The 19,332-nt window shown below is 60.0% G+C and carries 16 protein-coding genes and 1 tRNA gene; 8 read left to right on the top strand and 9 right to left on the bottom strand.

Annotated elements, in window-relative coordinates; all coding sequences use genetic code 11:
* Positions 1–82: 82 nt before the first annotated feature.
* Both AC0QKW_RS07670 and AC0QKW_RS07665 read right to left on the bottom strand, forming a co-directional pair.
* Positions 83–1,060 carry a putative 2-dehydropantoate 2-reductase gene (locus tag AC0QKW_RS07670; RefSeq protein WP_473150472.1) on the bottom strand — a complete coding sequence of 326 codons (978 nt, stop codon included), beginning with the start codon at positions 1,058–1,060 and terminating at the stop codon, positions 83–85.
* A 155-nt stretch (positions 1,061–1,215) separates the two neighbouring features.
* On the bottom strand, positions 1,216–1,518 hold the full coding sequence (locus AC0QKW_RS07665) for a hypothetical protein (protein WP_473150471.1): 303 nt from the start codon (positions 1,516–1,518) through the stop codon (positions 1,216–1,218).
* Positions 1,519–2,116: 598 nt separating this feature from the next.
* On the opposite strand from AC0QKW_RS07665, the gene AC0QKW_RS07660 reads away from it, so the two are divergent.
* The 4 genes from AC0QKW_RS07660 (at position 2,117) to menD (ending at position 9,402) form a co-directional block, all read left to right on the top strand.
* Positions 2,117–3,781, top strand: coding sequence for an ABC transporter substrate-binding protein (locus tag AC0QKW_RS07660; protein WP_473150470.1), 1,665 nt, complete (start codon positions 2,117–2,119; stop codon positions 3,779–3,781).
* 235 nt (positions 3,782–4,016) lie between these two features.
* Positions 4,017–5,729 (top strand): diflavin flavoprotein, encoded by a 1,713-nt coding sequence (locus AC0QKW_RS07655; protein WP_473150469.1) that lies wholly within the window; start codon positions 4,017–4,019, stop codon positions 5,727–5,729.
* Positions 5,730–6,164: 435 nt separating this feature from the next.
* The gene (locus AC0QKW_RS07650; RefSeq protein WP_473150468.1) at positions 6,165–7,601 is read left to right on the top strand and encodes an isochorismate synthase; all 1,437 of its coding nucleotides are present in this window, start codon (positions 6,165–6,167) and stop codon (positions 7,599–7,601) included.
* Positions 7,602–7,611: 10 nt separating this feature from the next.
* Complete coding sequence (gene menD, locus AC0QKW_RS07645; RefSeq protein WP_473150467.1) at positions 7,612–9,402, top strand: 2-succinyl-5-enolpyruvyl-6-hydroxy-3-cyclohexene-1-carboxylic-acid synthase; 1,791 nt, start codon at positions 7,612–7,614, stop codon at positions 9,400–9,402.
* A 132-nt stretch (positions 9,403–9,534) separates the two neighbouring features.
* Here menD and AC0QKW_RS07640 read toward each other — a convergent pair whose 3' ends face one another.
* From AC0QKW_RS07640 to AC0QKW_RS07630, 3 genes are all read right to left on the bottom strand, one after another.
* Positions 9,535–10,044 carry a 3'-5' exonuclease gene (locus AC0QKW_RS07640; protein ID WP_473150466.1) on the bottom strand — a complete coding sequence of 170 codons (510 nt, stop codon included), beginning with the start codon at positions 10,042–10,044 and terminating at the stop codon, positions 9,535–9,537.
* Positions 10,045–10,053: 9 nt separating this feature from the next.
* A complete protein-coding gene (locus AC0QKW_RS07635) occupies positions 10,054–10,671 on the bottom strand; it encodes a DUF1176 domain-containing protein (RefSeq protein WP_473150465.1) in 618 nt (205 codons plus the stop codon).
* A 97-nt stretch (positions 10,672–10,768) separates the two neighbouring features.
* Positions 10,769–12,022: a cation:proton antiporter gene (locus AC0QKW_RS07630; protein ID WP_473150464.1), complete on the bottom strand. Its 1,254-nt coding sequence runs from the start codon at positions 12,020–12,022 to the stop codon at positions 10,769–10,771.
* A gap of 321 nt (positions 12,023–12,343) precedes the next feature.
* Here AC0QKW_RS07630 and AC0QKW_RS07625 point away from each other — a divergent pair, with 321 nt between their 5' ends.
* Positions 12,344–12,799, top strand: coding sequence for a hypothetical protein (locus AC0QKW_RS07625; RefSeq protein WP_473150463.1), 456 nt, complete (start codon positions 12,344–12,346; stop codon positions 12,797–12,799).
* Positions 12,800–12,921: 122 nt separating this feature from the next.
* Positions 12,922–13,785, top strand: coding sequence for a prolipoprotein diacylglyceryl transferase (gene lgt / locus AC0QKW_RS07620; protein ID WP_473150462.1), 864 nt, complete (start codon positions 12,922–12,924; stop codon positions 13,783–13,785).
* Between the two features lie 183 nt (positions 13,786–13,968).
* On the opposite strand, the gene AC0QKW_RS07615 is transcribed toward lgt, so the two are convergent.
* On the bottom strand, positions 13,969–15,171 hold the full coding sequence (locus AC0QKW_RS07615; protein ID WP_473150461.1) for a 4-hydroxy-3-methylbut-2-enyl diphosphate reductase: 1,203 nt from the start codon (positions 15,169–15,171) through the stop codon (positions 13,969–13,971).
* Between the two features lie 191 nt (positions 15,172–15,362).
* On the opposite strand from AC0QKW_RS07615, the gene sipA reads away from it, so the two are divergent.
* On the top strand, positions 15,363–15,584 hold the full coding sequence (gene sipA / locus AC0QKW_RS07610) for a regulatory protein SipA (protein ID WP_473150460.1): 222 nt from the start codon (positions 15,363–15,365) through the stop codon (positions 15,582–15,584).
* 52 nt (positions 15,585–15,636) lie between these two features.
* On the opposite strand, the gene AC0QKW_RS07605 is transcribed toward sipA, so the two are convergent.
* A complete protein-coding gene (locus AC0QKW_RS07605; RefSeq protein ID WP_473150459.1) occupies positions 15,637–15,996 on the bottom strand; it encodes a hypothetical protein in 360 nt (119 codons plus the stop codon).
* Between the two features lie 112 nt (positions 15,997–16,108).
* On the opposite strand from AC0QKW_RS07605, the gene AC0QKW_RS07600 reads away from it, so the two are divergent.
* A tRNA-Pro gene (locus AC0QKW_RS07600) sits at positions 16,109–16,182 on the top strand.
* Between the two features lie 294 nt (positions 16,183–16,476).
* Here the strand turns inward: AC0QKW_RS07600 and AC0QKW_RS07595 are convergent.
* Together AC0QKW_RS07595 and AC0QKW_RS07590 are read right to left on the bottom strand one after the other, a co-directional pair.
* A complete protein-coding gene (locus AC0QKW_RS07595; RefSeq protein WP_473150458.1) occupies positions 16,477–17,436 on the bottom strand; it encodes a DnaJ C-terminal domain-containing protein in 960 nt (319 codons plus the stop codon).
* Positions 17,437–17,613: 177 nt separating this feature from the next.
* On the bottom strand, positions 17,614–18,963 hold the full coding sequence (locus AC0QKW_RS07590) for a cytosine deaminase (protein ID WP_473150457.1): 1,350 nt from the start codon (positions 18,961–18,963) through the stop codon (positions 17,614–17,616).
* Positions 18,964–19,332: the final 369 nt, after the last annotated feature.

Raw genomic sequence — 19,332 nt, 5'->3', positions numbered from 1 at the left:
AGGGGCAGGATCAGTAAGAAAGGGATAGGGTCAGGCTAGAAATAGCCTGGGGATGCCCCAGAGTGCGGTTCTGGCACGGGTACTAGTTCTGAGTCGGTTCTCGACGGCTGCGCGAATCGCAGAACTTGAGTTGATGATAGAGCATGTCGATTTTGGGCACCGCTGCCCCGGCGGACTGGGCGGCCCGCAGAGTATTGCCGTAGATGGCTTCTACCTCTAGGGGGCGGCCCTCGTCAAAGTCGATTTTCATGCTGGTGCGGTAGGGACTCATCTGCTCGGTGTGGCTCAGCATGTGGGCTATCAGCCCCTTGGGCAGGTGCCTACCCTGGCCGGGGGAAAGGGCGTCGCCGTCGCGGCGGGCAGCCTCTAGCACCTCTGCGATCAGCTGCTCGGCCAAATGGCGAATGTCAGGGTCAGCAACCATGATATCGGTGGTGGCATTCATCACCACCGACAGACCATTGAAGGGGATGTTCCAGGCTAGCTTGCGCCAGCGGGCCAGGCGCAGATCGTCGGTGAGTTCGATGTTGACCTGACCCGCCTCAAAATCGGCGGCGATCGCCTGCATCAGCGGCGACACTCCGGCGGGCTGGCGATCGCGGCGGTGCTGCCCCAGCAGCACGCTGCCATAGTCGAGGTGGCGAATGGTGCCCGGCCCCACCTTGTTGGCACAGATGAAACAGAGGCCGCCCAAAATGGGGCGATCGCCCACCCACTCAGCCAGTTCATCTTCAACGGCAAAGCCGTTTTGCAGGGTTAGCACCGCCGTCTCTGGCCCCAGGAGGGGGGCTAGTAGCTCGGGCAGTAGCCCATTTTGCGTGGTTTTGAGGCTGACGATCACCACATCTACGACGGGCATGGTGGCCGTGTGGCAGTGAGCCTGCACCTGGGGCAGGTCAAAGTCGCCGCCCACAGATCTGACCACCAGCCCAGATTTAGCAACATGGTCATAGTCGCTGTGGAGCAAAAAGTGCACCTCTGCCCCGCCTCGCTGAAGGCAGGCTCCATAGTAGCCACCGATCGCCCCAGTGCCAACGATGGCATAGCGCAGGGTTGCCATGGGTCGACCTCCAAAACAGGCAAACAAGACACATACTCGCGTCAGCCTAACGTATCAGCTCAAACTTCAGCGGGCGCTGGGTGATGGCTATGGGTCTTTGGTTTGGCCCTGTTGGGGTTTTGGTCGCTACTTCCCTGACCGTGGGCTGATTTTAGTCAACGGGCTCCAGATAGACGCCCTGCTAGAACGCCAACGTCATTCTCTGTAGGTTCTACCTTTTCGAGCAGGGCCTTTTCGAGCATGACCTCGGAGAGGCGCAGCTCTAGGGGCTGGGGCAAAAAGTCTAGGGGGCTCATCTCAACTAAGGGCGTCATAAAGGCGGGCATGGCCAATCGACAGGGTTGCCAGTGGCCTGCTACGGGCACACCCAACTGACCACAATGTCCGCCTCTGCGGCCTTCTGGGGAGTAAAAGCGACAGCGACTGCAAAATGACACCTGGCACCGCGATGATTTCATAGGGATTTCCTAAGGCCGCACATAATGCCTATATTTTGACTGCCAAAAAAATAGCGATCGCTAGGCCAGATCACCGCAAAGCCGGAGACCGCCTGATCTCTGCTCAGCAATGTGATGATGGCGACTAAATATTTTCTTTATATTTGCTTTAGCTAAGATTACAATTTTAGAGATTGGGGTTATCAAGAGTTTTAACTATCGTTAACTTGCTGGGGATCAAGCTTAAACAAGATTTTATCGGACTCAATTCATGCAAACTCATCTGAGTGATGCTGTCTTGACTAGCCTAAATAGCCCTTTAGAAGGATGAAGTTGCGGCGATGGGCGATCGCACTCCACAGCAATTAGAAAACCCCTAAGGGTGCTTGGTCTGGGGTAAAAAAAGACCGACCCGAGATTTAGTCCAGCCAGCTATCTCTAGACCATCGATTCTGATCTCAAAACTGAGGCTGCGGTTAGGCAGTGCTGTGGGAGAAGAAAAAGTTTTTAGTCTAAACCTGCTCCGGGCCTGTCGTCTTTGCGCCTGACTGGCTCTACCAGTCGCCCCCAAAGGGTGATACAACTATGCCAATGTTGGCCAGATCTATAGAAGGACACGATGGATCTTTTTGCATCGCCGGGTGGAATGGGTAAGCGGTTGTGGGGTCGCCAAGGGCAACGAATAGCCAAGTTTATAGGGTTGTTTAGCCTGTGCTTTGCGATCGCCCTGGGCTGCACCCCCCGCAATCAGCCGGTAGCCGACGCGCCCAGCGATCCAGGGGATGGGCGCATTACCATCGGCACGACCCTCACCGCTCGCACCCTAGACCCCGCCGACGCCTACGAGACCTTTCCGGGTATTTTGCTCTACAACCTGGGCGATCGCCTCTACACCTACGAGCCTGGCACCACCGACCTGGTACCCCAGTTGGCCACCGAGCTGCCCACCGTCAGCACCGACGGGCTGACCTACACTATTCCCCTGCGGCAGGGGGTCACCCTCCACGACGGCACCCCCTTCAACGCCGAGGTGATGGCCTTTTCCCTGCAACGGTTTATGGAAAATGGCGGTCGCCCCGCCTACCTGCTGTCAGACAAAATTGCCAGCGTCGAGGCCACTGGTGAGTATGAACTCACCCTCACCCTCAGTGCCCCCTTCGCCGCCTTTCCGGCGCTGCTGAGCTTTTCAGGGGTGACCCCGGTCTCGCCCGAGGCCTACGAACTGGGGGCAGGCAGCTTTAGCCCCGACAGCTTTGTCGGCAGCGGCCCCTACAAACTGGCGGCCTTCTCCGGCGACTCGATCAAGCTCGACGTCAATGAAGACTACTGGGGCGATGCCCCCGCCAACCAGGGCATCGACATTCAAATCTTTACCAGCCCGGCCAACCTCTACAACACCTTTAGAACCGGTGGCCTAGACGTGGCCTACCAGACCCTTGACCCTGAACAGGTGACCGCCCTAGAGCGCGAAGAGAGCACCGGCGGCTGGCAGGTGATCGAAGCGGGCACCAATGTGATCAACTACATGTCGCTCAATCAGACTCTGGCCCCCCTCGACGATGTGCGGGTGCGCCAGGCGATCGCCGCCATGGTTGACCGCCCGCTGCTCAGCGATCGCGTCTTTCAAGGCCAGGCCGAGCCACTGTATAGCCTCATTCCCGCCAGCTTTGACGTGGCTAAGCCGGTGTTTAAAGAGGCCTACGGCGACGGCAACTTTGACCAGGCGAGGGAGCTGATCACCGCCGCTGGTTTCTCCGAGGCCAACCCTCTGACCATAGAAATCTGGTACCCCTCGGCCTCGACCACCCGCAGCATTGTGGCCAACACCCTGAAAGAGTCGATCGAGGCGGGTCTGCCGGGTTTGGTGATCGTGGATGTGCAAAACACCGAAGGGGCCACCCTGTGGGAAAACGTCGGCAAAGGCGTCTACCCGATCATTCTCTCTAACTGGTACCCCGACTACTACGACCCCGACACCTTTATTCAGCCGTTTTTGGGCTGCGAAAACGGCAGCGACGGCACCTGTCGCGAAGGCGCATCCCAGGCCAACGGGTCGTTTTACTTCAACCCCGTCGCCAACGACCTGATTGCCCGGCAGCGGGCTGAGCAAGACCCCGCCGCCCGAGCTGAGGTGCTCGACGCTCTCCAGCAAATCATGGTCGACGAGGTGCCCTACGTGCCCCTGTGGCAAAACAAAGACTATGTATTTGCCCAGGGCGATATCAGCGGTGTGGCGATCGAGCCCACCCAGCAGTTCCTCCTGTGGAACATTACTCGGGAGTAAAGCAACCCCTGTTCCGCTGGCTGAGAACCGATTGAAATGTCTCTGCGATGGGCCACTCAGCAGGATTCTTGGCAGCAGAAACCTTCTGGGGGCTGGCATCCCTTAAGATCGAGATGGCTTCTGCCAGCCCCATTAGCCCTATCCAAGCGGGTCAAAGCCCTCGGGTAGAGAGGCTTTTTCTAGGCTGGCTAGGCTCTGTTTCTCCATCTCGACGGCATACTCTGCCGCTTTGGTCATGACTCATCCCCCTCGCGACGTTCAAATCTACGCCATGGCGGCGGGCACCACAGTGCTGCGCTGCCGCAGTTGGAACCGCCTGCGGTTTGAGATCGAGTATGGCCTAGAGCGGGGCACCACCGCTAACAGCTACCTGATTCAGGGCGATCGCACCGCCCTGATCGACCCCCCTGGCGAGTCTTTCCACGAAATATTTTTGACCGCCCTAGAGCGCCACATCGACCTGTACCAGCTCAACTACATCGTGCTGGGGCACATCAACCCCAACCGGGTCGAAACCCTCAAGATCTTGCTCAATCGACTGCCCGAGGTCACGGTGGTCTGCACCAACCCCGCCGCCCTGGCCCTGCGCGATCTGCTGCCCGACATCTCGCCCCAGGTGCGGATCATTCGCAGCGGCGACGATCGCCTCGATCTGGGCCAGGGCCACCACCTCCAGTTTGAGCTGATTCCCACGCCGCGCTACCCAGGGGGGCTGGCCACCTTTGACCCCTACTCTAAGGTGATCTACTCCGACAAGTTTTTTGGTGCCCACCGCTGCGACGAGGCCGTGTTTGACCTCAGCTGGGACGGCCTACTCGAAGACCGGCGCTACTATTTTGACTGCCTGTTTGCCGCCAGCACCCGGCAGGTGCAGGCCGCCCTGGGGAGACTTGAGACCCTGCCCTTTCAAACCCTGGCACCGGGCCACGGGCCGGTAGTGCGCTACAGTGCCCACGAGCTATTGCAGAGCTACCGCGACTGGAGCCAGGCCCAAACCGCCCAAGATCTCTCAGTGGCGCTTATCTACGCCTCTGCCTACGGCAACACCGCCACCATTGCCCAGGCCCTGGCTCGGGGGGTGACCAAGGCCGGGGTAGCGGTGGAATCGATCAACGCTGAGCAAACCAGCCCCGACGATATTAAGACAGCGGTAGAGCAGTCTGCCGGGTTTCTGATGGGCTCTCCCACCCTGGGTGGGCACATGCCTACCCCCATGCAGACGGCCCTGGGCATCACCCTGTCTACGGCGTCAAAATCGCAGCCTGCCGGGGTGTTTGGCTCCTTTGGCTGGAGCGGTGAGGCCATTGACCTGTTGGAGAGCAAGCTAAAAGATGGGGGCTATACCCTGGCTTTTGAGCCCATTCGGGTAAAGTTTAAGCCCACGGATGTGACCCTGAAGTACTGCGAAGAGGTGGGCACCGACTTTGCCCAAGCTCTCAAAAAAGCCAAGCGGGCCAAACAGCCCCGCACCCCGGCCTCGTCGGTAGAGCAGGCGGTGGGCCGTATTGTCGGGTCGCTGTGCATTGTCACGGCCCGCCAGGGAGAGTTGTCCAGCGCCATGCTGGCCTCCTGGGTATCTCAGGCGTCGTTTGCGCCGCCGGGCTTTACGGTGGCCGTAGCGAAGGATCGCGCGATCGAGTCGCTGATGTACCCCGGCAACTCCTTTGTGCTCAATATTTTGGCAGAGGGGCGACACCTGGGGCCGATGAAGCATTTTCTCAAGCCCTTTGCCCCCGGCGAAGACCGATTTGAGGGCATTGCCGCCGAAACTGCTGACAATGGTGCGCCGGTGCTGAGTGAGGCGATCGCCTACCTCGAATGCACCGTTGACCAGCGCATGGAATGTGGCGACCACTGGCTCATCTACGCCACGGTGCAGGCCGGTCGGGTGATCGACAGCGACAGCAAGACGGCAGTGCATCATCGACGCACCGCCTCGCACTATTGATGCGGCGCGCCGATGATTTGAGCCAGGCATGAGACCTGCGAGTAAGGCATGGCAGCGGTCAGAAAGAGCCGGGAGTCTGACCGACGGCATGGAGGCCAGACAACGCTTTGTCTGGGCCGGAGTCGGGCTAGCATCGCGGTGACCGCCTCTTTTGCCAGGGCACTATTAAGCTGCGTAAACGACTGAGGCTGAAATGGCTACGCCATAACCGAATGTGCTACCAGTAGGGATACTGGTCAGGGGGCTAAGGGGCTTAACTGGAGCACTTTTCAGCCTGCTAGGGGGTTCTGGTCTGCAACGAGGCGGCAGTGCTGTCGTGGGTTACAGAATGATACGGTCTCCCCAGACGGCAGCGCCCGGCGGTGATTTCGCCCGGTCACCGACCACCACCGGTTACCCATCGCCTTACCTATCGCCTTTAAATAAACCAGGTTTATGCCCGTTGTTTCTTACTGTTCTTACCGCAGCCAGGATTTGCAATCGGCCTATGCATTTCTCGATCGCTGGTCAGCCCAGGCCCAAACTAGCCAGCAGCCCCAGTTGGTCAGCCTCAGCTTTGCTACGGCTCCCGTTGACCCCCTGCTGGTCTTAGCCAAGCTCGCTCCCCGCCGCGATCGCCACCTCTACCTAGAAACCCCCAGCACCGGAGAGTCGGTGCTGGGCTTTGGGACGACGCTGTTTTATCAGACCAGTGGCTCCCAGCGATTTGCTCAAGTGCGGCGGTTTATTGACCACTGGCAGAGTAGAACCCGCAGCTACAGCGAGCCAGAGGTGGCCGCGTTGCCAGGGGGGGCCGACTGGGCCAGATTTTTTTGTGCCTTTACGTTTTTTGCCGAACCCCATCAGGACTCGACCACCTTTCCAGCCGCCACGGTGATGCTGCCCCAGTGGCAGGTGGTGCAGCGCGGTAGCCAGGGGGTGCTGACCCTCAACCACCTGGTGACGGCCCAGGCCAGCCCCCAGGCCGTCGTCGATACCCTAGCCGAGCAGCTGCGGGCGATCGATCGCCTTAGTCAAGGCCCCTGGGGCGACCCCCTGCGGCGGCTAAGGCCCCAGGCCCAGCCCGATCCAGCGGCTGGGCAGCGGTTTAAGCTGGCGGTCGATCGCGCCCTGGGGCATATGGCCCGCCACCCGGTGCAAAAAATTGTGCTGGCCCACGCCCTCGACTGGGTCAGCCCAGAGCCTTTCCAGCCGTTGGCCTGTCTGGGGCGACTGCGGCGGCGCTACCCCGACTGCCACACGTTTTCGCTTAGCCAGGGGGGCGATCGCACGTTCATTGGCGCTAGCCCTGAGCGGCTGCTGAGCCTGAGCCAGGGCCATCTGGTCACCGACGCCCTGGCGGGCTCGGCCCCCCGGGGCACCACCCCCCAGGAGGACGATCGCCTGGCCCAGGGGCTGCTGTACAACCCCAAAGAACGGGGTGAACACGGCCTGGTGGTCGATTTTCTAGCCCGGCAGCTCCAGGGGGTGGGGCTGCGCCTGAGCTACCAACCGCGGCCCCAGGTACTGCGTCTGTCCAATATTCAGCATCTGCACACCCCCATGAAGGCGGCAGTGCCTCGCCACATTCACCCGCTGCACATTGTCGAGGCACTGCACCCCACCCCAGCGGTGGCGGGGGTGCCCACCCAGGCGGCCTGCGACCAGATTTTGCGGTTTGAAGACTTTGACCGGGGCCTCTACGCCGCCCCCCTGGGCTGGGTGGGGGCCAACGGCGACAGCGAGTTTATCGTCGGCATTCGCTCAGCCCTCATTGCCAATAGCTGGGCGCGTCTCTACGCTGGGGCGGGTATCGTGGCTGGCTCGGCCCCCGATCGCGAGTGGGCCGAGATCAAGCTCAAGTTTCGCGCCCTGGGCGAGTCGCTGGTGTAGCCGCCCTGCCATGACCCTAGATTTTCGCAATACCAATACCCTGTGGGCCTCGGTGCTGGCCCACACCCTGGCCCGGCTGGGGCTGACCACGGCGGTGATCTCCCCTGGGTCTCGTTCGACACCGCTGACCCTGGCCCTGGCCAGCCACCCTCAGATCGAGGCGGTGCCGGTGCTCGACGAGCGATCGGCGGCCTTTTTTGCCCTGGGGGTGGCGCGGCGCACTGGTCTACCGGTGGCCCTAGTCTGCACCTCAGGCACCGCCGGAGCCAATTATTACCCCGCGTTGATCGAGGCGAGAGAGAGCCGCCTGCCCCTGTTGGTGCTCACTGCCGATCGCCCCCCAGAGCTGCGCGACTGCGCCTCGGGCCAGACTATTGACCAGCAAAAGCTGTTTGGCGATGTGCCCAACTGGTACGCCGAGCTGGCAGTGCCCATGGCCGATCTGGCAATGCTGCGCTACCTGCGGCAGACCCTAGTGACGGCCTGGGGGCGATCGCGCTTTCCAGTGGCTGGGCCAGTGCACCTCAACTGCCCGTTTCGCGATCCCTTAGCGCCGATCGCCGATGGCTCAACGGCGCACCTCAACGATTGTCTCGGAGATAATTTCTTTGCTGCCCTGGAACCGGCCACGCTGCGCCCCATGTCCCCGGCCCTAGAGCTGCTAGATTTGCTAGAAACCTGGCGAGGGTGCGATCGCGGCCTGATTGTCGCTGGCCCAGCCCAGCCGGTAGATGCCGTGGGCTACTGTAAAGCCGTGGCGACTCTGGCCCAAGATCTGGGCTGGCCGGTGCTGGCAGAAGGACTCTCCCCCCTGCGCAATGCCGCCCACCTCAATCCATCCTTGGTGAGCACCTACGACGTAGCTCTGGGCAACCCCGATTGGGCCGCAGACCTTGCCCCCACCCAGGTGGTGCAGCTCGGCCCCCTGCCCACCAGCAAGCGCCTGCGTCAGTGGTTAGAGACTACCCAGCCCCGCCGCTGGATCGTCGACCCAGCTGGGGCCAACCTTGACCCCCTCCATGGCCTGGTCACCCAGGTGACCTATTCCATAGAATCTTTAGCCCTGTCTACCCGCCCTGGGCAGGCCTCGCCCCCCAGCCCCTACCTTGCCCAGTGGCTAGATTTGGAGCGCACCCTACGCCATCATCTCGACGCTACACTGGCGAAAATTACCGCACCCTTTGAGAGCAAAGTGCCCTGGGCTTTGGCTCGCTACCTGCCGTCGGGCACCCCGCTAGTGATTGCCAACAGCATGCCCATCCGCGATGTGGAGTGGTTTTGGCCCCTCGGTGACAGCGGCATTCGCCCCTACTGCAACCGAGGGGCCAACGGCATCGACGGCACTCTCTCCACGGCCCTAGGCATTGCCCACGGTGGCCTACCCACGGTGCTGCTGACGGGCGATCTGGCCCTGCTCCACGACACCAACGGCTGGCTCACCGCGCCGCGCCTGCGAGGCCACCTGACAGTGATAGTGATCAACAACGACGGCGGCGGCATCTTTGAACGATTGCCCATCGCCACAGCTCTGGCCTCGCCTTCAGAATCCAGCCCAGAGTCAAGCCCTACCGGCGACCTGTTTGAAACCTTTTTTACCACCCCCCAGAGCGTAGACCTCAACCGCCTCTGCGCCGCCTACGGGGTCAGCTACGAGCGCATCGAGACCTGGGGCCAGCTAGAGGCCATTGTGAGCTACTTGCCTAGCCGGGGGTTGCGGCTGCTGGAGGTGCGGTGCGATCGCAAGCAGTCCCATGCCCTGCGCCAGCAGATCTTGACATTCGATGGCCTACCGCCTGCATAGAACCGGCCTCCCAGATCCTGTCTATCCGCCCCCCATCAGGTATCCAGCTGCCAAAAAGTCAAACTGTAGGGGCAAATCGCATTTGCCCTGCCCAATCGGGGGTAACCCGGCACAATTTGGCGGCAGACAGACCTACAGTGCCGAGGCATTCACGGAGTGCTTCAGAGTGAGAATCGCAATCTGGGCACAGGCCTCGGCATCGGACAGGGCGTCGTGGTGGTTGAGAGGTATGCCCAGATAGTCGCACACGTTAGGCAGCTTGGTGGGGCGAATGTTCCAGGTCTGGCGGGCCAGCTTCACCGTGCAGACAAACTCGGGATCTGGGGGCACAATGCCGTAGGCCCGGCAGCAGGCGTAGAGCACACTGCGATCAAACGAGGCATTGTGGGCCACCAAAAAATCTGCCCCTGACAGCATGTCTGCCACCCTCGGCCACAGCTCGGCAAAATCGGGCTGGTTGGCCACCATCTCCCAGGTGATGCCGTGGATGTGGGTGAACTCAAACAGCCGCCGGGGCGGGCGAATCAGATAGTGGGCTTTCTCCACGACCTGCGCCTGCACAACCCGCACGAGGCCGATCGAGCAGGCGCTATCGCGGTAGCGATCGGCGGTTTCAAAGTCAAGGGCGACAAAGCTGGCCATGGGCAACGTCTAGGGAAAAATCTGGGGGTAATTAGTGGGGTCGAGCAGTGCTTCTGGGCTGTCGTTGGGCGAATCGCGGCATTCTTGGTAGCGGTAGGTTTCTAGCTCCAGGCTGTCCCCAGTCCAGCGATAGTCGGCCAGCGAGCCGCAGTCGCCAATGCCCCGTGCTTTGCTAAACACAGTCAGCCGCCCCTGCTCAGGATCAAAGTCGGCCAGCCCGCCTACGGTGGTCTCGCTGGTGCGCACAAATTCCCCAGTTTCATTGGGGTAGAACATATCTAGGGAAAGAGGCTGCCAAGGGCCATCGGGCTCGTACACCCCGTAGGCGTAGACGGCTTGGTAGGCGGTATAGGCACAGACCAGCTCCACCAGCGCTCGGCCCTCTACCACGTAGACCCGTGACTCAGCCTCGGCCACCTCGGGCTGAAAGAAACCGTCGCAGAGATCCTGGCTTGTCGCCTGGGCATACACCGCCTGGAGAATCTCATCTTCCATAGGCAAGTCGGGGGCGGAGGCAGCTGAGGAGGTGCTTTCTGGAGATGCGTTCTGGGGGGAGGTCGAGTTACACCCGGCGATCGCAATCATCCCCAGGGCTACCGCTGCGCCCCGCCAGTGGTTGTGGTTCACCGCTAATCTCCTCGGTACGATCGCCAGTTGCAGGTGCTCCCATCCTACCCCCCTGGCGGCAGCATCGAGCCAAACATCCAATCGGTATGAGCATCGCTCAGCCCTGTCCGGGCAAGTGTTTCTCTAGGGCGTTGCGGCCTTCAATATTTCGCTCATACCACTGCATCAGCGGCGTTGAGCTAACGCCGTGCAGCGTCACCGAAAGGGTCACCGTCATAATGGTAATCCAGGCGATGCGCTCGCCGATCGTCCCTTCCAAACCTTTGCCCAAAGAGTAGCTCAAATAGTACAGCGAGCCCACGCCGCGAATGCCAAACCAGCCAAACAGCCAGCGGGTAGCTGGGTGTACTGGCGCGCCAATGGTGCTCACCCAGGCCCCCAAGGGCCGAATTATGAACAATAGCAACCCTGCGATCAGCAGCGTGGGGCCAGCAAACTTGAGCATGGGCTCCAGGCGCAACAGCGACCCCAGCAGTAAAATAGTACCGATTTCGGTCAGCTTTTCTAGTCGTTCCATAAACCTCAGCCGCGAGGCCGCGCTCTGGAGGCTGAGACACTGGCGGTGCATGACAACGCCAGACACAAACACCGCCAAAAAGCCGTAGCCATGCACCAGCTCTGTGAGGGAATAGCTCAGCAAGATGGTGCTGAGGCCGACAAAATCTTCCATCAGATCATCGACCCCCTCACGCTCGGTCAAACGCCCCTCTAGCCAGCAAACCCCCTTGGCTACAGCAATGCCCATCAACAGACCTGCCGCGATCGCCCAGATCAAATCCACCGCTACCCAGCGGCCAAACCAGCTTTCCCAGCTGTCGTTTTCGAGCCAGTGCAGCCCAAAGTAAACAAACGGGAAGGCCAAAGCATCGTTGAGGCCGCCCTCGGAGGTGAGCCCAAACCGCAGTTCGTCGCGGTCTTGGGGGTCCTCAAGCTGCACCTCCGAGGCTAAGACCGGGTCAGTAGGGGCCAAAATTGCCCCCAGCAACAGACCTTCGCCCCACTCCATTCTGAGAAAAAAGTGGGCCGGGACGGCGATCGCAAAAATTGAGATCGGCATTAAAAAGCCGATCAGGCGAATGGTCGAATTCCACGCCCAGGCCCGCAGCGGGCGATTCATCTTGAGGCCGCAGCTAAACAGCGAAATCAGGACGACAAACTCCGTCAGCCGTTCTAAAAATGCCGCACCGGGTCGCACCTGCACCAGGTTAAAGCCGTAGGGACTGAGCAGCAGCCCAACGGCTAGATAGATCAAGGCATAGGAGAGGGGTAATCGGCCAATCCACCCCGAGCCCAAGGTCACAGCTAGCAGCACCAGGCCAATCACCAGCAGATCGAGAATGTAAATATCCACGGTGTTAGGGCCAAGACATAAAGCGCCCCTTCACTTTATGAGATAGATTTAAGGGCCAAGTGCAACCTGCGGTAGATCTTTCCCTCGACTTAGGCTGAAGCCATCTAAGTTGGTAGAGCGGAGGATGCACCAAACCTATAGGCCATGAGGCGGCACTCGCACCGTTCCCGACGCGATGCGCATCTTGGCCAATCAGACCGGTGATGTTTTTCACTGATTAACATAAAATCACCCTGCTTCCCCACTTTTTTGACGGGGCCTGAGGTAGTAGCCTAAGGGGTGGTGGTCTGACCCCACTCGGTGCTTTGCAGGGAAATCGTTATGGTGAAGCTGGCATTCTTGAAACCCGTGCGATTGATCATTGTGGCGCTCTTGTGCCTAATGCTTTGGGGATGTGGCCTGATTGATCCTAAACCACCGATGGTCGTGGTCGAGACTGCGATCGCTCAACGGCTCGCCCAGGCTCAGGCCGTCTTCGATGGACAGCCGATCGCATCGGCGAATACTCCAGCTCCGCCAATGTCTGCTCAGGTCGGCGGGGTAAAGGTTACTCACCACAGTCGGGTCAAGGTTGACGGGCAGTGGGCCCTTGAGGTCACCGGCACCTATCGACTTAGGGCTGGTGAGCTGAGCAATGCCCAGCAACGGCAGACTAGACCTTTTGAAATCTATCTTCAGCGCGATAGTCAAGATCAGTGGTTTTTGCTAACCCCCAAGATTGAAGCAGTCAGCAGCTCGGCTGGGTGGCGCACCATCCCGCTGCTGCCGGGTGTCTAGAACATGGTACGGTTGCGAGGCGCAGGGCGGGTGACTTGGGTTTGGGGCGGCGACATCGTGGGCCAATAGTAGACTGGTGTCAGGTTTGCCTCCATAGTTTTTTATCGATTTGGGTTTCAGTTATGCTGTCGCTGTTAGTCGCGCAGGCTACGGGCCTTGCCCTGCCACTGGGTCAGTTGGCCTCGCCAGGGCCGGTGGCCTTCGAGCTTGGCCCACTCACCTTTCGCTGGTACGGAATCCTCATTACTACGGCCCTGCTGCTGGGCATTACGCTGGCCCAAAACCTGGGTAAGCGGCGAGGCCTAGACCCAGAGCGCATCGGCGACCTGGCCATCTGGCTGGTAATCGGCGCCCTGCCAGGGGCCAGGCTCTACTACGTGCTGTTTGAGTGGGATCGCTACGCCAGTCGCCCCCTCGATGCCCTAGCGATCTGGCAGGGAGGCATTGCCATTCACGGAGCAATGATTGGAGGGGCGATCGCAGCTCTGCTTTTTGCCCGCCGCTACAAAATTCCGTTTTGGCAGCTGGCCGATGTGGTGGCACCGGCCTTAATCATGGGGCAAGCCATTGGTCGCTGGGGCAATTTCTTCAATTCCGAAGCCTTTGGCAGCCCGACCAATCTACCCTGGCGGGTCTATATTCCCCCGGCCCAGCGCCCCCCTGGGCTGGGCGATGTGGCCTATTACCACCCCACCTTTCTCTACGAGTCGCTGTGGAATTTAGGGGTGCTGGGGCTGGTGCTGTGGTTGTTTTTTTGGGGTCTGCGCCATCCGGGTCGGCTCAAGCCCGGCACGGTGTTTTTGGTCTACTTTGCGGCCTACAGCCTGGGCCGCCTGTGGATCGAGGGGCTGCGGCTCGACAGTCTGATGCTGGGGCCATTGAAAATAGCCCAGATGGTCAGCTTGGGCGGCATCGCCCTGGGTGGGGTGGGGCTGCTGTGGCTCTATCGGCTCAAGCGCCCGCTGCCAGATGTAGTGAGCAGTTGAGGAACTCAGGAGATTTTTAGGCAAGCCCCCCATTGACAAGCCGTTCGCAAGGGCCAACGGCTGTTTGCCCGATGCAGGGATTTTTTTTGAGCAATAGCCTAAGGAGATTTCTGAGCTAGAAAACACCCCAACGTAGGGGCGCAGAGTCTGTGCCCCGAGGAGAAAGCTAACCGAAGCTGGCGGCTACGCTCTGGCGGCTTTGATAGCAAAGATTTGCTCGATGGCGTCTTCTACCGAGCGATCGGGGGTAGACGCCCCGGAGGTAACACCCACGGTGATCGGTCCATCGGGTAGCCAGCCCTCGGTAGTGGCCATGTCACCATGGAGCTGTTTGTGCTGGATCTGGTTGCCGGGGCCAATGCGGCTGGCGCTGTCGATGTGGTAAGAGGGAATCTGGCGCTCGATCGCAATTTCTTGCAGATGGGTGGTGTTTGACGAGTTGTAGCCGCCGATCACTACCATCAAGTCAAGATTTTCGTTGACCAGATCAAACATGGCGTCTTGGCGCTCTTGGGTGGCGTCGCAGATAGTGTTGAAGCTGAGGAAGTGATCGTTCAGCGCCTGGGGGCCATACTTTTTGAGCATGACATGCTCAAAAAGCTTGCCGATTTGCTCAGTTTCGCCCTTGAGCATGGTGGTTTGGTTGGCGATGCCGATGTAGTCTAAATCGGTGTCGGGGTCAAACCCGGCGGAGCAGGCGCAGCCAAACTTGACCATAAAGTCAGCCCGGTCGCCGCCGTTGAGAATGTAGTCAGCCACATAGTGGGCCTGGTCGAGGTTGAGCACCACCAGGTACTTGCCCGCAAAGGAGCTGGTGGCAACCGTTTCTTCGTGGTTGTACTTGCCGTGAATGATGGAGGTGTGGTCTTTTTTCTTATGCTTTTCGACCGTGTTCCACACCTTGGAGACCCAGGGGCAGGTGGTATCGACGATGGTGCAACCCTTGTCATTGAGCAGCTGCATTTCCTGTACGCTGGCCCCAAAGGCAGGCAAAATCACCACGTCGCCCTGGCCCACCACGGCAAAATTCTTCTCGCCGTCTACGACTTCAATGAACTCCACCGACATCTCCTTGAGACGCTGGTTGACGCTGGGGTTGTGGATGATTTCGTTGGTGATCCAAATGCGCTCGGTGGGGAAGTGCTGGCGGGTTTCGTAGGCCATGGCCACGGCGCGCTCGACCCCCCAGCAAAAGCCAAAGGACTGGGCCAGTTTGATGGTGACGTCGCCACGGGTGAGGGTATAACTGCGGTCGCGGATTTCTTGAATGAGGCTACTGTTGTACTCGGTCTGCATCTGCCCGGCGACCGCTTCTCCGTGGCCAAACCCCTGGCGAAAGTACTTGTCGGAGTGGTTGAGCGATCGCTTAAAAGCCTTGGTATCCATCAAATCCTCAGGGGTTGGCGTCACGCTTTCTAGGATAGCGGGTTGTGGGAGGCGGTTTGGGTGCGATCGCCCAGAAAATTTCAATAGTTGTCCTCGTTGAGCCGCTCATCCTACGGCGTTCTCCAGAGAGGCTGAGTCGGCGTGGTCTGTGGTCTATAGTCATGGGATGCAGCTAACCATTGGAGATGGCCATGGCCGATGACTTTGCGGTGGGCGATCGCGTCCGTCTGATTGATCTGCCCCCCTACTTTAAAACTGCCGACCCCATGCCCATGCTACGACCGGCTGATACCCTGCCATTGGGGGCTGAGGGCGTCGTCCAGAGCCGTCGCCCCGGCGGCTACTGGGGCATCCGGTTTGACAAGGGAGGGTTTTTGGTAGATAGCCAATACTTAGAAAAAGTAGAAGCCTAGACAGGTTGACCTGTCTAGGCTTCTGGAGAGTAAAGGGCAATGGTCGCTAGCCCTACGGTTGAGCTTCAGGTTCGCTGGTCTCAGCGGTAGCCTCAGCGGATGTCTCGGCGGCAGGGGTGGCTTCGGTGTCGGCCTCAGCTGCGATCGCATCGCTGACAGTCTCTTCAGAAGTCTCCTCTACGACCTCTTCTACCACAGCCTTGGGCTTGGGTTTGGGACCGCGCATCAGAGCGGGAGGAGTTGCGGGCCGGCGATCGCCCTCGTCGCGATCGCGACCACCGCGGCGACCTTTGCCACCCCGACGCTCACCGCCCCCACGCTCGCTGCCAGCATCACTTTTGATGCGGTCTTCTCCCACGGTGATAATTTTTTTCTTGGGCTTCTCAGGGGAAGCGTCCGGAGTGTCTGTCATGACTGCTAGTACTAGTTGTAGGCCTTGGCGATCTTACCCCGAATATGGCCTCAGGTTTTTGTCTGAGTAAGTGACATCTGTGTGCTACTGTAATGAGAGTGTTCAATCTGACCGGGGCGTAGCGCAGCTTGGTAGCGCACCACTTTGGGGTAGTGGGGGTCGTGGGTTCAAATCCCGCCGCTCCGATTGAATTCTAAGGCCGGAATCCCTGAATATCAGGTGATTCCGGCCTTTTTTATGAATGTCCTGGGCGTGCTTACAGTGCTCCGTCTATAGCCATAGTCACGCTGGTTGAGGCATAGCGGGAAGAAATTAGATAGGGATCTTGCTAGGTGAGACCTGAAACTGCGTTTAGGAGACTTCTGAAAAAGAGTTTCCCTAATGGTGGGCAGTGCCCACCCTACAGCAGCTACAGTCGCTAGATTGAAGCTGGTATCTTCTTTCTAGCTGGGTATGCCGTAAGCACCTCTTTGCCTCAGACTATAGCCGGGTATCGACCAAACTCTGGCGAGGGTTGGTGGTGCGACTGTCGCGAATTTGTTCGTAGAGCTGGCGCTCGGTGGCACTGAGGCTGGTGGGGGGCATGATCACTACCTTGATCAGCAGGTCGCCGCGATCGCCCTTGGGGTTTGGCCAGCCTTTACCCCGCAGCCGCAGGCTCTGGCCCGAGCGAATGCCCGCTGGCAGGCTCATCGTCACGCTGCCGTTGGGGGTGGGCACGTCAATTTTGCCCCCCAGCACCGCCTCGTCGGGGGTGATCGGCACTTCGGCGGTAAGGCTTTCGCCCTCTAGCTTAAAGAAGCTGTGGTCAGCTAGCTGCACCACCAGGTAAATGTCGGCGGGCTGCTTGCTGTAGGGGTTGAGCGGGCCCTTGCCCTTGAGGCGTATTTTGCTGCCCTGCTTCGCCCCGGGTGGAATGCGCACTTCCACCTCGGTACCGCCGATGCGCAGCCGCTTTTGGACACCGTTAAAGGCCTCGCTCAAGGTGAGGCGAATATTGGCCTCCTGATCAAACGATTGGCCCATCGAGGGGTCATAGCCAAAGCCTTGGCGACCTGGGCTCCCCGTCGGATAGGTCCGCCCGCCGCTGGGGGTGGCGAAGCGGCCCAGCAGCTCATTGATAAACTCATCAAAGCTGCCGTAGTTGCTAAAGTCAAAGCCGCCCATATCGCTGGGGGCACCGTAGCCAGCCCCGGCCCGACCGGCCTGCTGCCAATATTGACCGTACTGGTCGTATTTTTGGCGCTTGTCGGCGTCGGAGAGCACCTCGTAGGCCTCACTCACCTCTTTAAACTTAGCCTCGGCGGCCTTGTTGTCGGGGTTGACGTCGGGGTGGTACTGGCGGGCCAGCTTGCGAAACGACCGTTTGATGTCGTCGGCGCTTGCGCTTCTGCTGACGCCCAGCACAGCGTAGTAGTCTTTGAAGCCCGTAGCAGCCATTCCCTTCCTCCTAAAAACCTGCTTGCGCTGCCGCCTTGCCCAGGCGACCCTGTTGTCATTAACTCTAGCCCAGCCGAGAGCCAGCGGCCCCGTTATGCTGAGGCAGAGATTGCCTTAGCTCAAGCCTAGCAAACCCAGAGCTGTGGGGGAGTTCGGTTTTCCATAGGGGGATGGGGTCTAGGCGACGCCGATCAGATCATCGAGGTCGGCGTAGTCGGGCAGAGTGGTATCGATCGGGGTGCCCTGGCGAATGACGGTGCGATCGCCCCTCGGTCGGGCCAGCAACTCACTAAAGCTGCGGGCCTTGAATACCACTAGATCGGCCGATCGCCCCACCCCGATCAGCCCGCCGTCGAGCCCCATGATCTGGGCTGGGGTACGAGTGACCGCCTGGGGCCAGTCACCAAGGGGGCGATCGAGCTGGCCAATCCGCACCGCCTGGGTAAAGACCTCCACCATGTCGTGATCGCCGTAGGCAAAAAAGGCGTCGCGGCAGTTGTCGCTGGCCAGGGCCACGGCTACTTCAAACTGGCGTAGCTCGGGCAGCAGGGTCACCCCCCGATAGCGCGGCATCCGGCCCGGCTGGCGGTCTTGCAGATAGAGGTTGCACATCGGCAGACTGACCACGCTAATATCCGCTGCCTTGAGCAGCGACAGGGTGTCTCGGGCGCGCTCGTCGGTCTGTACCGAGAGGCTACAGCAGTGACCGCAGTTCACCTGGCCCTGAAAATTTCGCCGCAGCTTGGTCTCGGCCACCATTCGCAGGCCTTCAGCTTCGGGGTCTAGGCTTTCGTCTACATGAAAGTCGAGATCGAGCTCCCGGGCCTCGGCTAGGGCAAAGGCGCGATCGATCTGGGCCTCTAGCCCCGGCTGGGGAATGATCACCCCGCCCAGCAGACCACCGTAGCGGGCCACGGTATCGGCTAATTGCTCGGCTTCGGGGCGATCGTAGTAGTCCATCGAGACCAGGGAGACGGCCTGGAGCGCAATGCGATCGCGCCACTCCTCACGTAGGCGATCGAAGACCGCAAAGCTAACCTGCTCTTGTCCATCGAGACAGTCGAGGTGGGTGCGCACCGCCTGGGTGCCGTGGGCATAGCTGCACCGCAGTCCAAAGGCCATGCGGGGATAGAGGTCGTTGGCGCTCCAGTGGCGGTGGTCAGCCTCCACAGCCTTGAGAGCGCCGTCAAAGGTGCCGTCGGGGTTGGGGTTGCGAAACCAGGTTTGGCCTTTGTCTAAGTGGGTGTGGCAGTCGGCAAAGCAGGGCCACACCAAGCCCTGCTGCAGATTCCAGGCGGGCTGGTCGGCGGGCAACGCCTGACTGGCAGGGAGAATAGCCGCAATCCGACCCGCGCGAATTTCCACATGGGCAGCCATAAGGGCTTCGCTGCGGGGTGGGGCGGCGAGGTCTGCGATCGCGGTTTTGGGCGCAGAGTCGTCTAGGCAGGCCAGGGGCAAGCGGGCATTTTGTAGCCAGTAGTGAGCAGTGGCGGTAGTCAGGAACGAGGGTAGGTCAAGAGAGGCCATGGACAGGTAAATAGGGAGCAGCCAAACTATAACCCGCTACCCACCGCTGTCCATCCATCCTGAGCAGCAGTGTACCCGGCCTAGCCGGGATGATTTTATGGAAAAAGTACAGGCGCAGAGCCTGCCCCACAGAGGCGTAGAACGGCATCCCCCGCAAGTATGTTGCTTCTTTCTGCAGGGGTAGCGGCGGCGTAGACCTCTTTGGCCTGCCTTCAAAACCAAACCAGCCCCCTCCCACGGCGGGGAAAGAGCTGGCCAAGAGTAGGCGGGGACCTGACTGCCTGACACAAGTGGGTGAAAGGCTTGAAACGTCGTGACGCGAGGGGAAAAGGTGAGGTGACATGAGACGCTGAAATTTGCGTCATCTCA

Source organism: Pseudanabaena sp. PCC 9330, assembly GCF_055795045.1.
The sequence above is the reverse complement of the archived record's forward strand: the minus strand, read 5'-3'. Positions and strand labels throughout refer to the sequence as shown.

Coding starts and splice junctions, on each gene's coding strand:
- AC0QKW_RS07640 (WP_473150466.1), bottom strand. CDS start 10,044: ATGGCCAGCTTTGTCGCCCTTGACTTTGAAACCGCCGATCGCTACCGC.
- lgt (WP_473150462.1), top strand. CDS start 12,922: ATGCTGTCGCTGTTAGTCGCGCAGGCTACGGGCCTTGCCCTGCCACTG.
- AC0QKW_RS07590 (WP_473150457.1), bottom strand. CDS start 18,963: ATGGCCTCTCTTGACCTACCCTCGTTCCTGACTACCGCCACTGCTCAC.
- sipA (WP_473150460.1), top strand. CDS start 15,363: ATGGCCGATGACTTTGCGGTGGGCGATCGCGTCCGTCTGATTGATCTG.
- AC0QKW_RS07660 (WP_473150470.1), top strand. CDS start 2,117: ATGGATCTTTTTGCATCGCCGGGTGGAATGGGTAAGCGGTTGTGGGGT.
- AC0QKW_RS07605 (WP_473150459.1), bottom strand. CDS start 15,996: ATGACAGACACTCCGGACGCTTCCCCTGAGAAGCCCAAGAAAAAAATT.
- AC0QKW_RS07665 (WP_473150471.1), bottom strand. CDS start 1,518: ATGAAATCATCGCGGTGCCAGGTGTCATTTTGCAGTCGCTGTCGCTTT.
- AC0QKW_RS07650 (WP_473150468.1), top strand. CDS start 6,165: ATGCCCGTTGTTTCTTACTGTTCTTACCGCAGCCAGGATTTGCAATCG.
- AC0QKW_RS07655 (WP_473150469.1), top strand. CDS start 4,017: ATGACTCATCCCCCTCGCGACGTTCAAATCTACGCCATGGCGGCGGGC.
- menD (WP_473150467.1), top strand. CDS start 7,612: ATGACCCTAGATTTTCGCAATACCAATACCCTGTGGGCCTCGGTGCTG.
- AC0QKW_RS07615 (WP_473150461.1), bottom strand. CDS start 15,171: ATGGATACCAAGGCTTTTAAGCGATCGCTCAACCACTCCGACAAGTAC.
- AC0QKW_RS07670 (WP_473150472.1), bottom strand. CDS start 1,060: ATGGCAACCCTGCGCTATGCCATCGTTGGCACTGGGGCGATCGGTGGC.
- AC0QKW_RS07595 (WP_473150458.1), bottom strand. CDS start 17,436: ATGGCTGCTACGGGCTTCAAAGACTACTACGCTGTGCTGGGCGTCAGC.
- AC0QKW_RS07625 (WP_473150463.1), top strand. CDS start 12,344: ATGGTGAAGCTGGCATTCTTGAAACCCGTGCGATTGATCATTGTGGCG.